General features: G+C 64.3%; 13 protein-coding genes. 9 read left to right on the top strand and 4 right to left on the bottom strand.

Annotated elements, in window-relative coordinates; translation table 11 throughout:
* Positions 1 to 138 precede the first annotated feature (138 nt).
* The 4 genes from JJE66_RS00065 to JJE66_RS00050 all read left to right on the top strand — a co-directional run bounded on the left by JJE66_RS00065 (position 139) and on the right by JJE66_RS00050 (position 4,168).
* A complete protein-coding gene (locus tag JJE66_RS00065; RefSeq protein WP_200512105.1) occupies positions 139 to 546 on the top strand; it encodes a hypothetical protein in 408 nt (135 codons plus the stop codon).
* Positions 547 to 702: 156 nt separating this feature from the next.
* Complete coding sequence (locus JJE66_RS00060) at positions 703 to 2,163, top strand: GH1 family beta-glucosidase (protein ID WP_200512104.1); 1,461 nt, start codon at positions 703 to 705, stop codon at positions 2,161 to 2,163.
* A gap of 123 nt (positions 2,164 to 2,286) precedes the next feature.
* Complete coding sequence (locus JJE66_RS00055) at positions 2,287 to 3,519, top strand: acetyl-CoA C-acetyltransferase (RefSeq protein WP_200512103.1); 1,233 nt, start codon at positions 2,287 to 2,289, stop codon at positions 3,517 to 3,519.
* 346 nt (positions 3,520 to 3,865) lie between these two features.
* Positions 3,866 to 4,168 (top strand): HU family DNA-binding protein, encoded by a 303-nt coding sequence (locus JJE66_RS00050; protein WP_200512102.1) that lies wholly within the window; start codon positions 3,866 to 3,868, stop codon positions 4,166 to 4,168.
* A gap of 70 nt (positions 4,169 to 4,238) precedes the next feature.
* Here JJE66_RS00050 and JJE66_RS00045 read toward each other — a convergent pair whose 3' ends face one another.
* From JJE66_RS00045 to JJE66_RS00030, 4 genes are all read right to left on the bottom strand, one after another.
* The gene (locus JJE66_RS00045; RefSeq protein WP_200512101.1) at positions 4,239 to 4,394 is read right to left on the bottom strand and encodes a hypothetical protein; all 156 of its coding nucleotides are present in this window, start codon (positions 4,392 to 4,394) and stop codon (positions 4,239 to 4,241) included.
* A gap of 5 nt (positions 4,395 to 4,399) precedes the next feature.
* On the bottom strand, positions 4,400 to 6,793 hold the full coding sequence (gene lon, locus JJE66_RS00040; protein WP_200512100.1) for an endopeptidase La: 2,394 nt from the start codon (positions 6,791 to 6,793) through the stop codon (positions 4,400 to 4,402).
* Between the two features lie 8 nt (positions 6,794 to 6,801).
* The gene (locus tag JJE66_RS00035; protein ID WP_200512099.1) at positions 6,802 to 7,185 is read right to left on the bottom strand and encodes an Hsp20/alpha crystallin family protein; all 384 of its coding nucleotides are present in this window, start codon (positions 7,183 to 7,185) and stop codon (positions 6,802 to 6,804) included.
* Between the two features lie 188 nt (positions 7,186 to 7,373).
* Positions 7,374 to 7,940: a ferritin-like domain-containing protein gene (locus JJE66_RS00030; protein WP_200512098.1), complete on the bottom strand. Its 567-nt coding sequence runs from the start codon at positions 7,938 to 7,940 to the stop codon at positions 7,374 to 7,376.
* A gap of 150 nt (positions 7,941 to 8,090) precedes the next feature.
* Here JJE66_RS00030 and JJE66_RS00025 point away from each other — a divergent pair, with 150 nt between their 5' ends.
* The 5 genes from JJE66_RS00025 (at position 8,091) to JJE66_RS00005 (ending at position 13,278) form a co-directional block, all read left to right on the top strand.
* The gene (locus tag JJE66_RS00025; RefSeq protein ID WP_200512097.1) at positions 8,091 to 8,717 is read left to right on the top strand and encodes a MarC family protein; all 627 of its coding nucleotides are present in this window, start codon (positions 8,091 to 8,093) and stop codon (positions 8,715 to 8,717) included.
* 170 nt (positions 8,718 to 8,887) lie between these two features.
* On the top strand, positions 8,888 to 9,541 hold the full coding sequence (locus JJE66_RS00020) for an L-fuculose-phosphate aldolase (protein ID WP_200512096.1): 654 nt from the start codon (positions 8,888 to 8,890) through the stop codon (positions 9,539 to 9,541).
* A 12-nt stretch (positions 9,542 to 9,553) separates the two neighbouring features.
* Entirely contained in the window at positions 9,554 to 11,341 is a 1,788-nt protein-coding gene (locus tag JJE66_RS00015; protein WP_200512095.1) for a chloride channel protein, read from the top strand.
* A gap of 119 nt (positions 11,342 to 11,460) precedes the next feature.
* Positions 11,461 to 12,777: an alpha/beta hydrolase gene (locus JJE66_RS00010; RefSeq protein ID WP_200512094.1), complete on the top strand. Its 1,317-nt coding sequence runs from the start codon at positions 11,461 to 11,463 to the stop codon at positions 12,775 to 12,777.
* Positions 12,778 to 12,906: 129 nt separating this feature from the next.
* Complete coding sequence (locus tag JJE66_RS00005; RefSeq protein ID WP_200512093.1) at positions 12,907 to 13,278, top strand: hypothetical protein; 372 nt, start codon at positions 12,907 to 12,909, stop codon at positions 13,276 to 13,278.
* The last annotated feature ends 203 nt before the right edge of the window (positions 13,279 to 13,481 follow it).

Raw genomic sequence — 13,481 nt, 5'->3', positions numbered from 1 at the left:
GGCGGGGCAGAGGAGCGGGCGAGCGACCAACGTTTGTTTCTCGCTCACCACCGGAATGACACGGGCCGCGCGATTAACCGTTCCTTAGTGCTCACCGTGCGGATGATCAGCGCGGAAAGACCAAGGGAGACTGCTCCCATGCTCAAGGACGGTACCTACGCGGCGTGGTACAAGACGCCACTCGATCAGGGCACCGGCATCGTCCATGTCGCAGACGGCCAGATTTGGGGCCGCGACAGCCTGATGACGTACCATGGCTCCTGCAAGGTCGATGGCGATCGCTTCACCGCGACCGTGTTGACGAAGCGTCATACCGAGGGACGCGTCACGGTCTTCGGTGTCTATGATGACCTGACGCTGGACATTGAGGGCACGTGCCCTGGCAAGGTCGCGACCTACACGGCGACGGCCGGGCAGGCAGGAGGAATCGTCCTCCAGGGAACGCTCATTCTGACGGAACAGCCGGCGGCGGCGCCTGAACGAACCGGACAGCTACCGCCGTTTAATCCCGGCAAGCTTCCAAAGCTGCCGAAACGCTCGCGCTGATCGCGGCGGTCATCGCAGCCCGCCGCTTCGCCTGCATCGACATGTCGCGCCCCGGGGCAGCGCAATTCCGTATCCTCAAACTTCGGTGCCGGCGCTTCCCAAACCGCCTGCGCCCCGTCATTGTGCCGCCGCATCAATCATCTCAGGGGCCCATTAATGACGGACAAGGTCTCGCGTCGCCAGTTCGCGAAAATCGCGGGGTTGTCCGCAGCCGGCATGGCAAGTCCCCTGGAGGTCGAGGCCAGGCCGGCGTCAACACCACGCGGCACGAGCAGCTTCCCGCAAAACTTCCTCTGGGGCACCGCGACCTCGTCCTATCAGGTCGAGGGCGCCGTCAACGAGGACGGGCGAGGGGCCTCGATCTGGGACAAGTTCGTCCGCATCCCCGGCAAGATCGAGGACGGCACCAATGGCGACCGCGCCAATGAGCACTATCACCGCTACAAGGAGGACATTGCGCTCATCAAGGAGCTCGGCTGCAAGGCCTATCGCTTTTCGGTGGCCTGGCCGCGGGTTTTTCCGGATGGCGACGGCAAGCCGAACCCGAAGGGGCTCGACTTCTACAATCGCCTGGTTGACGAGCTCCTGAAGAACGGCATCGAGCCGTGGCTGACGCTCTATCACTGGGACCTGCCGCAATCGCTGCAGGACCGCTTCGGCGGCTGGCGCTCGACCGAGACCTGCAAGATCTTTGGCGACTATTCGGCCTATGTCGCCCAGCACCTGACCGATCGTGTCAAGAACGTCTTCACGCTGAACGAGAGCGGCCGCTTCGTCTATTTCGGCTACGGCACCGGTATCGATGCGCCGGGCCTCACTTTGCCGCAGGCCGAAGTCAACCAGATCAGGCATAACAGTGCGCTCGCGCACGGGCTCGCGGTGCAGGCGGTGCGCGCCCATGGCCGCCGCGGCACGCGGGTGGGGCCAGCCGAGAATATCGACGCCTGCATTCCCGCGATCGATGCGCCCGAGCATGTCCGCGCCGCCGAAATCGCGCTGCGTGAGATGAATGGCGGCTATCTCAACGTCATCATGACGGGCCGCTACACCGAGGCGTTCCTGAAATACGCAGGCAGCGACGCGCCGAAATACACCGACGCCGAGTTGAAGACCATCTCCTCGCCGGTCGATTTCCTCGGCCTCAACATCTATGCGCCGCAGCACTACATCGTGCCGTCCGACCAGGGCGCGGGCTTCATGCCGCTGCCGATCCCAAAAGCCTTTCCGCACATGAACTCGGACTGGCTGCGCGTCGGCCCCGAGACGATCTATTGGGTGCCGAAGCTCGCGGCCAAGATCTGGAAGACGGATGCGATCTATATCAGCGAGAACGGCACCTCCGGCGACGACCAGGTGAGGCCCGACGGCAAGATCTACGATACCGACCGGATCATGTATCTGCGCAACTATCTCGCCCAGCTCCAGCGCGCCACCGCCGAGGGCGTGCCGGTGCGCGGCTATTTCCTCTGGAGCCTGATGGACAATTTCGAATGGGTGTTCGGGCTCAACAAGCGTTTTGGGCTCTACCACGTCAATTTTGACACGCAGGTGCGCACGCCAAAACTCAGCGCAAGCTTTTACCGAAACGTGATCGCGAAGAACGCGGCCGGGGCGTGATGGCTTGAGGCCGGATTTTACGTGCAGCGGAAAATGCGGGTGAGGGGCGTAACGCCGCTCATTGACTCCGCTCTCCCTCTGATTCAAAACCGCCTCAACACACACAACAAGAGGACAACGCCAATGGCTGACGCGCTGATCATCGATGCCTGCCGTACCCCGCGCGGCGTCGGCAAGGCCGGCAAGGGAGCACTCTCAGGCATTCATCCGCAGCAGCTCGGTGCCACCGTGCTGCGCGCGCTGGCGGATCGCACCGGCATCAACACCGCCGATGTCGACGACATTGTCTGGGGTTGCAGCGCGCAGGTCGCAACGCAAGGCGGCGATCTCGGCCGCATGTCGGCGCTCGATGCCGGCTATGACGTGCGCGCCAGCGCCGTGACGCTGGATCGTTTTTGTGGCTCCGGCATCACCAGCGTCAACATGGCGGCATCCTCGATCATGGCGGGCGCGGAAGACCTCGTCGTCGCCGGCGGCTGCGAGATGATGTCGATGGAGGGTCGCCGTGGCGGCGGTCCGATGATGATGGACTCTGGCAATCTGCGCCTGCGGGCGCGGCATCCGCAGTCACATCAGGGCGTCTGCGCCGATGCGATCGCGACGCTGGAAGGCATCACGCGGCAGGATGTCGACGCGCTCGGGCTCGAAAGCCAGAAACGTGCAGCGCAAGCGATCGCCGGCGGTCACTTCAAGAAGAGCCTCGTGCCCGTCCATCGCGAGGACGGCAGCCTCGCGCTGGACCACGAAGAATATCCGCGGCCGCAGACCACGATGGAGGGCCTCAGCGCGCTGAAGCCCGCATTCCCCGCGATTGCCGACTATGCGCTCGACGACAAGGGCACGACGTATCGTGGTCTTATCCTCCAGCAATATCCGGACCTCGACATCGATTTCATGCATCACGCCGGCAATTCGTCCGGCGTCGTCGACGGCGCCGCCGCCATCCTGTTGGCATCACCTGCTTACGCGAAGGCGCATGGCCTCAAGCCGCGCGCCCGCGTGGTCGCGATGGCCAACATGGGGGACTCGCCGACGCTGATGCTGAACGCGCCGGTGCCGGCCACGCGCAAGGTGCTGGCGAAGGCGGGGCTGACCATCGACGACATCGACCTGTTCGAGATCAACGAGGCCTTTGCGGTGGTGGCGGAAAAATACATCCGCGACCTCAAGCTCGACCGCGCCAAGGTCAACGTCAATGGCGGCTCGATCGCGCTCGGCCATCCCATCGGCGCCACCGGCTCGATCCTGATCGGCACCGTGCTCGACGAGCTGGAACGGCGCGACCTCAAGCGTGGTCTCGTCACCATGTGCGCCGCCGGCGGCATGGCGCCGGCCGTCATCATCGAGCGTATCTAGCGCGAGCTAAGCTCGTCGCGGCCCCGTAAGAGAGCACCCGCAATCGCGGCAATGCGATGATCTAGCCCTATTTTTCAGGGTGAATCGCGCTCCGTCTCCGACAAAGAGGCCGGTCGTCGCTTGTCGAAAGCGTCGAATCAGCTTTAGCAAGGCTGCTTGCGGGCCTTTGAAACAAGGCAAAAACCGCTGCCCAAGGTGCCTCCCGCTCAGGAAGCCGCTAAAATGCAGGGTTTTTTGCCACAGGGGGCCAAAAAAGCCCGTAAAACCGCGACAAAACTGTGCAGAAGGCTATAGGCCTTCGCCGGTTGGTCTAATATGCAACCGGCAACGAATCAGAGGAGACACGATGCCAGCCCAAATGTCCAAATCGCAGTTGATTGAAAAGATTGCGACCGCCACCGAGCTTTCCAAGCGCGACGTCAAGAGCGTCATGGAGACGCTGACGGATGTCGGCCATAAGGAGCTCAAGAAGAACGGCCTGTTCCTGGTGCCGGGCTTCGCCAAGTTCGTGGTGATCAAGAAGCCCGCGACCAAGGCGCGCAAGGGCACCAACCCGTTCACGGGTGAAGAGATGATGTTCAAGGCCAAGCCGGCCCGGAAGATCGTCCGCGCTCGTCCGGTCAAGGCTGCCAAGGACGCCGTGTCCTAAGAACGCAAAGGCCCCCTCGTGCGAGGGGGCCTTTTGTCTTCGACGATCGCAAGGGCTGAGGCGGAGGGGCTCAGTCCCTGCGACGTTTGACCCGGACCGGGATCGGCTGAAGCCGCGGCTCGGGTCCTGCGAGCGCTTCGCGCACCCGGTCGATAGCACGATCAAGCAGCTGGCGCAGTCGCTGCGTCTTGCGTGATCTCTTCGCCCCTTCCAGCAGTTTCTTCATCGTCTTCACTCCGCCGCTTCGACCTTGACGTCGACCTTGGCCTCAACCGGCTCCAGCGCCGCGGCGATGGCCTCGTCGACGCGCTCCAGCCAGATGAATTCCAGGTTGTCCCGTGCGCTCTTCGGGATGTCGTCGTAGTCCCGCCTGTTGCGCGCCGGCAGCATCACCCGCTTCAAGCCTGCGGCCGCCGCTGCCACCACCTTCTCCTTGATGCCGCCGACCGGCAGCACCAGGCCGCGCAGCGAGATCTCGCCGGTCATCGCGGTGTCGCTCCGCACCGTGCGGTTGGTGAGCAGTGACGTCAGCGCCGTGAACATCGCCACGCCCGCGCTCGGTCCGTCCTTCGGGGTGGCCCCTGCCGGCACATGAACGTGGATGTCGCTCTTCTCGAACAGCGACGGATCAATGCCGAGCTGCGTGGCACGGCTCTTCACCAGCGTCAGCGCCGCCTGCACGCTCTCGCGCATGACCTCGCCGAGCTGGCCGGTCAGGATCATCCCGCCCCGGCCGGGCACGCGCGAGGCTTCGATAAACAGGATGTCGCCGCCGACCGGCGTCCAGGCAAGGCCGGTGGCCACGCCCGGAATGCTGGTGCGCTGCGCGATCTCGCCTTCGAAGCGCGGCTGTCCCAGAACATCGGCGATGTCCTTCGCGCTCACCACGACCTTCGCAGCCGTACCTTCGGCGACCTGCACCGCGGCATGCCTGAACACCTTGCCGATCTCGCGCTCGAGGTTGCGCACGCCGGCCTCGCGGGTGTAACCCTTGACGATCAACTTCAGCGCCTCCGGCTCGATCTCGGCCTGCTCGGCCGTCAGGCCGTTGGCCTCCAGCTGCCGCCGCACCAGATAGCGCTGCGCGATCTCCAGCTTCTCTTCCTGGGTATAACCGGCGAGGCTGATCAGCTCCATGCGGTCCAGCAGCGGACCCGGAATCTGGTCCAGCATGTTGGCGGTCGCGATGAACACCACGCGCGACAGATCGAAGGGCACGCCCAGGTAATTGTCCCGGAACGTCCCGTTCTGCTCGGGGTCGAGCACCTCCAGCATGGCGGCCGAGGGATCGCCCTGCACGCCACGCCCCATCTTGTCGATCTCGTCCAGCATCATGACGCAGTTGCGGCTACCCGCCTTCTTGATGCCCTGGATGATGTTGCCGGGCAGCGCGCCGATATAGGTGCGCCGATGACCGCGGATCTCGGCCTCGTCATGCACGCCGCCAAGGCTAACGCGCACGAAGGGGCGATCCATCGCGCGTGCGATGGATTGTCCCAGCGAGGTCTTGCCGACACCGGGCGGACCGACAAAGCACAGGATCGGTGCCTTGCCCTGCGGGGCGAGCTTGCGCACCGCCAGATATTCGATGATCCGGCTCTTGATCTTCTCCAGGCCAAAATGATCCGCATCCAGGATGCGACGCGCTTCCTTGATATCGATCGGCTTCTCCGCAGGCAGCGCCCAGGGCAGCTCGATCAGCCAGTCGAGATAAGTGCGGACCATGCCGGCTTCACCGGCGGCCTCGGGCATGCGCTCGTAGCGGCGCAGCTCTTTCCTGGCATGTGCGTCCGCTTCCGGCGGCATGTTAGCCTTGGCGATGGCAGAAGTCAGCTCGGCGACCTCGGCCGCCTTGCCGTCGCCTTCGCCGAGCTGGCGCTGAATGGTCGCCATCTGCTCGCGCAGGATCGCCTCGCGCTGCCGCTCGTCGAAGGACGCCTTGGTCTTTTGGCCGATCTCGTTGGAAATGCGCAGCACCTCCAGCCGTTCGGCCAGGTGCTTCGACACCTTCTCGACCCGCAAGGTCAGGTCGATGGTCTCCAGCACCTCCTGCTTGTCCTGCGGCTTGATGTCCATGAACGAGGTCGCCAGATCGGCCAGCGCGCCGGGCGCGGTGGTGCTCTGGAACATCGCGACCAGCTCGGGCGGCGCCTGCGGCAGCAGCTCGATCGCCTCGATCGCCTGGCGTTGCAGATTCAGCGCCCGCGCCTCGATCTCGGGCGAGCTCGTGGTCGGCTCCGGAATCTGCTGGAAGCGCACAGCCGGGAATGGCGTCCCCGGCAGGAAATCGAGGATGCGCGCGCGCTGCACGCCCTGGCAGACGATGTGGTGGGTGCCGTCGGGCGCAGTGATGTAGCGCACGATGTTGGCGATGGTTGCGACCCGATAGAGATCGTCCGGCCCGGGCTCCTCGGTTTCGGGGCTGCGTTGCAGGACGATGCCGATCGGCCGCTGCTCGCGCAGCGCCTGCTGCGCGGCGGCGACCGACTTCGGCCGCGCGATCGCGATCGGCGCGATGGCGCCGGGGAACAGCACCATCTCGCGCACGGGGATGATGATCAGTGCGTCTTCGGGGATCTTCACGTCAGTATTGGTCTGTGCGGTATTCATCTGTTCGGTGGCCATGATCGACCTCAGGATTTGGCGAGGCGCAGTGCGACGCAGCCGTCCATCACGAAGCGGCTGATGGCGTAGCGGCCAAGGGGCAATGCAATGCGGCGCTCAAAACGCCCCTGCGGCAGCTCCAGCCGGTGGATGCGGGCGTTGCGAAGCTCCGGCGGAAGGGTGCGCTGGCCGGAGATGACGAGCACGCCGTCATGGATCACCGTCTCGACATTGTCCGGATTGACGCCGGGAAGTGCCACCAGGATCAAGAGCTCATGCTCGGTCTCGAGCACGTCGATCGGCGGCTCCCAGCAGGCCTCCTGACGGCCGAACTGCTGCCGCATCCGTTCGGCGCGGTTGAGTTGGTCCACGGCTTCGGACAGCATCCAGTCGAAGGGATTTTTGGGTTGCATGGCAAGACTCGGGGAAGGCGCTGCGGTGGGAAAACGAGGATATGGGGATGGTTCCTGCAAATTCCAGCATCGCGCGTTTGGAGCATGGCTGGCCCGTCGGAGGGGAGAATGCCCTTGCGGTCAGACGCGCCGACGCCGCGGAGATCTTCCGCGGCGCCGGAGGCAACAATTGGGCGAGATGCGCGGGATCAGGCGGCTTCGCGGTACTCTTCCTCCGCTTCGAGGTTGATGACCGAGGTGGCGAGCTCGGACAGCGTATGGTCGGTCGCCTCTTCCTCCTCCAGCGTCGCCTGGAGCAGTTGGGCTGCTTCCGACATGCCGAGCTCCTCGGCCCAGGTGCGCAGCGTGCCATAACGGGAAATCTCGTAGTGCTCGACGGCTTGCGCCGCGGCGAGCAGGCCGGCGTCGAGGGCAGGGGCGTTCTTGAAGTCCTTCATGATCTCGGCGCCCTCATCCGTGATGCCGTTGATGGCTTCGCAGGGCTTGCCGCGCGCAGGCTTGCCCAGCATCTTGAAGATCTGATCGAGCCGTTTGACCTGGCCCTGCGTCTCCCGCAGATGCTTGTTGAAGGCCGCCGCGAGGTCCTTCGAATGGGCGGCCTTGGCCATCTTGGGCAGCGTCTTGATGATCTTGTTCTCAGCGAAATAGATGTCTTTCAATGTCTCCAGAAACAAGTCGCTCAGCATCTTCGGAGCCTGACGCGGACGGCGTGCCGCGGTCTTCTTGGTAGTGCGTTTCTTCGCTTGCTTAGCCATAAATCCTCCTCATGAGGCGACACGGGAAGGCATGCCCTTCCTCAATCCTCACGCGATCAAGAGCCGGCGTCCGCAAATGTTCCTCGCGAAGGTCCTCGCGAGCCGCTATGGCTGGCCATCTGATCCACGTCCGGCCGAGACGCCTAACCCATGCTCGACTTCGCTCTGTCCGCCTTCGTCACGCTGCTGCTGGTGGTCGATCCCGTCGGCCTTGCGCCGGCTTTCCTGGCCGCGACCGGGGGCATGCCCGATACGATCAAGCGGACGGTCGCGCTGCGCGCCCCGTTCATCGCGGCGTCGATCCTGGTCGTGATCGCGCTGGTCGGAAACTGGCTGCTGCGCCAGCTCGGGATCGGCATTCCCGCCTTCCAGATCGCTGGCGGGCTGCTGCTGTTCGGCGTCTCCTACCAGATGATCTTCGGCGACCGTCCGCATCGCGAGGCGCGGGAGGCCGACAAGGCGACCGCGGAGCATGCCTCCGATATCGCGGTGTTTCCGCTCGCCATCCCCATGATGGCCGGTCCCGGGGCGATCGCGACCACGCTGCTCCTGACGGGGAATGCCGGCTACGGGGCGAGGCTCGCGGTCATTATCGCGGTGGTCCTCGCGGTCTGCCTGCTCTGCATGCTCTGCTTTGTCTCAGCTCAGCTGATCGCGCGGACACTGGGGCGTACCGGAAATGCCGTGCTGTCGCGCGTGCTCGGCATGCTGCTCGCGGCCTATTCTGTGCAATTCGTGATCAACGGCATCGTGGCTGTTCGGGCCAGCCTGTCATAGCGTCGCGGTAATCCGTTAGCTTGTTGATTTTACGGGATATTTACTGGTATCCCGGCAGACTTGGCGATCCGGATCCGCTTTTCCTTGCACTGCCGCATTGCTTTGACGTACTTCCGATCTAACAAACGTCCATCGCCAAGAAGTCGAGATGAAGTCGAGATGAATTCGGGATGTCGATGACAGCGGACGAGCTCGACAAGAGACAGGCCATCATCGACGCCTGCCGCCGCATGAACGCGCTCGGCATCAACCAGGGCACCTCGGGCAATATCAGCGCGCGTTTCGGCAATGGGCTGCTGATTACGCCGACCGGCGTGCCCTATGAGGTCATGACGCCCGGCCAGATCGTGTTCATGGCGATGGACGGCTCGCACGCCCCCAACCAGAAGCCCTCCAGCGAGTGGCGCTTCCACCTGGACATCCTGAAGGCGCGCGGCGACGTCAATGCCGTCGTGCACGCCCACCCGACCTATTGCACCATCCTGGCGATCATGGGCATGGACATTCCGCCGGTGCATTACATGATCGCGGCTGCCGGGGGCGACAGCATCCGTTGCGCGCCCTATGCGACGTTCGGCACGGCGGAGCTGTCCGAATACGCCGTGCGGGCGCTGGCGGGGCGGTTCGCCTGCCTGCTCGACCATCACGGCATGATCGCGGTCGGCAAGACGCTCGACAAGGCGATGTGGCTCGCTGTCGAGGTCGAGACGCTGGCGCGGCAATATCATGGCTGTCTCCAGATCGGCAAACCGCCGCTATTGTCGAGCGCCGAGATCGAGCGGGTCCGCCAGCGCATGGCCGGCTACGGCATGTCGGAAGGGTAGGACGGGCCAGCGGTGTTCGCACGGATCAGATATTTCGTCGACGGCAAGGGCACGAACCGCACCATGGTTCGGCTGCGCGCGCTGTTGCGCAGCAACGAGTTCTACCTGATCCCGCTCTCGCTCGTGATCGGCACGCTCGCCGGCGCGATCGTGACGCTGATGGCCGAGATCGCGCAGATCGCCCATGTCGTGATCTACGGCATTCCCATCGACGTGCGCCTCTCGGCCAACACATATGTGAGTCCGTGGGCGGCGCTGATCGCGCCCGCGCTCGGCGGCCTGGCGCTCGGCATCATGGAATGGTGGCGGCGGCGATGGAAGATTTCCAGCGCGGTCGACCCGATCGAAGCCAATGCGCTGCGCGGCGGCAATCTGTCGATGCGCGACAGCGTGGTGGTGTCGAGCCAGACGCTGATCTCGAACGGCTGCGGCGCCTCCGTCGGTCTCGAAGCCGGCTACACCCAGATCGGCTCGGGCATCGCCTCGCTGTTGGGAAAATTCTTCAATCTCCGCCGTAACGACCTCCGGCTGATCGTCGGCTGCGGCGCTGCGGCTGCGATCGCAGCGGCCTTCGGCGCGCCGATCACCGGCGCGTTCTACGCCTGCGAGCTGATCGTCGGCGTCTATTCGGTCGGCAGCGCCGCGCCGATCCTGGCGGCCTCGCTCGCGGGTGCGCTCACCGCGCAATGGCTCGGCGGCGCGCCTTACTCGATCGAAATACCGAAAGTCAGCGCCGTCGGCGTCGAGCAATATCTGGCCCTGATCGGGCTCGCGCTCGTCACCAGCGGCGTTGGCATCGCGGTGATGCGCTCGTCCTCGATGTTCGAGCGGCTGTTCAAGTGGTTACCGGTCTGGCTGCGCCCCGTGATCGGCGGCCTCATCGTCGGCAGCTTCGCCATCGTCACGCCGCAAGTGCTGGCGGCCGGCCACGGCGCCATGATACTCGATCTCTTTCACGACATGACGATCGGCCTGATCGCGATCATCATCGCCCTGAAGGTGACGGCCTGCCTGATCTCGCTGGCTTCGGGCTTCCGCGGCGGTCTCTTTTTTGCCTCGCTGTTCGTCGGCAGCCTGATCGGAAAGTTCTTCGCCGCGGTGCTGCTGCTGATCAGTCCCCACTTCGTGATCGATCCGCTGGTGGCGATGCTGACCGGCATGGCCACCCTCGGCGTCGCCATCGTCGGCGGCCCCCTGACGATGTCGTTCCTTGTGCTCGAGATGACCCGCAATGTCGACGTCACCGCCGTGGTGCTGGCCGGCTGCATCGTCACCTCGATCAGCGTCCGCTTCATGTTCGGCCACTCCTTCTCGACCTGGCGCCTGCATCTGCGCGGCGAGACCATCCGCAGCGCCAATGATGTCGGCTGGCTGCGCAATCTCACCGTCGAGCGCCTGATGCGCTCCGACGTCGGCAAGGTGCCGTCGACCACGACGATCGCTGCGACCCGGAGCGAATTTCCGCTGGGGTCGCGCCCCGGAATCGTCATCGTCAACAATGCGGACGAATATGTCGGTCTCGTTCTGCTGCACGATTTGTTCTCCAGCGATCTCGATACCATCGCCGACGATATCCAGATCATCGAGCTCGCGCGCCTGACCGACATCGTGCTGATCCCGGAAATGAACGTGAAATCGGCGATGGCGGTGTTCGACGAGGCGGAGGCCGAAATGCTGGCGGTGGTCGATTCCACCGACAGCCGCAAGGTGGTTGGCTTCCTGACCGAGACCACCGCCCGCCGCCGCTATGTCGAGGAAATCGACAAGGCCACGCGCGGCGTGCTGGGGGCGCTGTCTTAGGCACCCGGCAAGTCGACGCTGGCACGCGCAGCGGACTTGCCAGATCGTTCACAACCTCTAGGCTAGGGACGAACGGCTGGGCTGGTGCCCTGGCCGCAGTCAGCGACGAGGGACGTGCGATGTCGGACACGCTTCGCCTGTTGCTTGCCTTGCTCGAACTCGCGCCCCGGTTGAAGGATCTGCTGGGCGATAAATGGCCTCCTTATGGCGAGGAGTTGATGGAGCTGGCCGGGCGCGCCGGCCACGGCGACGATCCGGATGAGCTTCGCCGGGCGCTCGACCTGTTGGTCGTGCGGCTGCTCGCGGAGCCGCCGGCGATGGAATTCGTGGAGCAGGTGATGGCGGAGACGGCGCCCACGGCCGCCGTGGAGACCGTGACCCGGCGCGGCCAGGTTTCGCCGCTTGTGGTCCCGGATGCCGTCCAGCCGAGCACGGATGAGGCGACAGGTGTCGTCACCATCCCCGTCTTCTACGGCACCGACCGCGCCCGGGGTGACGACACGCCGGCGAACTATTTTCGCGGCGAGCGCGGGGCGCCTGTATTCGGGGTCGCGGAGGTCAGCGTGCCCACGCGCGGCCGTGATCTCGGCGCGCTGACCAGCCCAAGCTGGTGGCGTCTCGAGTTCTCGGCCAATCCGGAAAAACATGTGATCCTCAAAACCATCGGGGCACTTGACCGGGACGTCTTCGTCACGAGCCTGAAGGACTCGGTTGCGGCGGCAGGCGAACACGACGTCCTGATCTTCGTGCACGGCTACAACGTGAGGTTCGAGGATGCGGCGCGGCGGGCCGGGCAGCTTGCGGTGGATCTGAAATTCGCAGGCAGGACGCTGCTGTATAGCTGGGCGTCGGCGGCGGACACCAAGAAATACACGGTCGATGAGAGTACGATCGACTGGTCGCGCGATCATTTCGAGGCGTTTCTCCAGCTTGCGCTCGGCGAGATCGATGCCGGCAAGGTTCACATCATCGCCCACAGCATGGGCAACCGTGCAGTGATCAACTCGCTCGAACGCGCCACGTCCTGGCAGCTGCCGGCCGGCGCCGCGAAGCTCGGTCAAATCATCTTTGCCGCGCCCGACATCGATCGCGACCGCTTCGTCCAGCTCGCCGCAAAATTCAGGGGCTGCGCCGCGCGCGTCACGCTCTATGCCTCGTCCCGCGACGTCGCGCTGCTGGCCTCGAAATTCGTGCACGGCTATCCCCGGGCGGGTGAGGCCGGCGAGGCACTGCTGGTGGTCGATGGCGTCGATACGATCGATGCGTCGCTGGTCGACACCAGTCTGGTCGGCTTGCGCCATTCCTATTTCGGCGAAAAGCGCTCGATCCTGAACGACATGTTCAACCTGATCGCACAGCAACTCGCACCCGACCAGCGCTTCGACCTCCAGGCCGCAGGCGATGCGCTCCGGAGATACTGGAGTTACCGCGCCTAGACTTGGCAGTTCGGTTTACAATGGTTCGAAGCGCGGCAGATTGCCGCGATCATGAAACCATTTCGGTGCTTTGCGCATTGTGCGTTGTCTCCATATTCTCTGTCTTGAGCGAGAAACGAGGACGTTAAGATGAGTGACAGGTCCGTGAATTCGAGAATTGTCCGAAGCACTACGCTGGCCGCGTTGGCTAGTGTCGTCCTGGTTGCAGCTTCCATCTCGCCTTCGGCCGCCGCTTCCGCGACGCCCGCCAAGGCGCCGGCCGCGGTGGCCTCATCAAATGCGACCGATTTCAGCGCCGCGCGACGTCATCGCCATTATCGGCGCGGACCGAGCGCTGCGGGCCTTGCCTTTATGGGTGCCGCGGCCGGTTTGATCGGGGGCGCGATCGCCGAAAGCCGGCGCCAGGAGTACTACGACAATTATTACCATGGCGGCCCGCGCTATTATGGTCCCGGCTATGGCTACTATGGCGGTCCGCGCTACTACTACGATCCGTATTGATGTTGCCGTAGCCCGGATGGAGCGAAGCGAAATCCGGGACCGCTGGAGCTTGTGGCAAGACCCGGATTGCGCTTCCGCCGTCGCTCTTCGAGCTACGGCGGACAAGCCGCTCCATCCGGGCTACGGGATCGGGGCGTGCCTGTGTCGCCTGTCTGTCAATCCCGCCGCACAAAAATATTTCACTTTACCGAAATTCGGAAATA

The organism is Bradyrhizobium diazoefficiens (assembly GCF_016612535.1).
GTDB lineage: Bacteria > Pseudomonadota > Alphaproteobacteria > Rhizobiales > Xanthobacteraceae > Bradyrhizobium > Bradyrhizobium diazoefficiens_C.
This window is presented reverse-complemented; position numbering and strand designations above follow the sequence as displayed.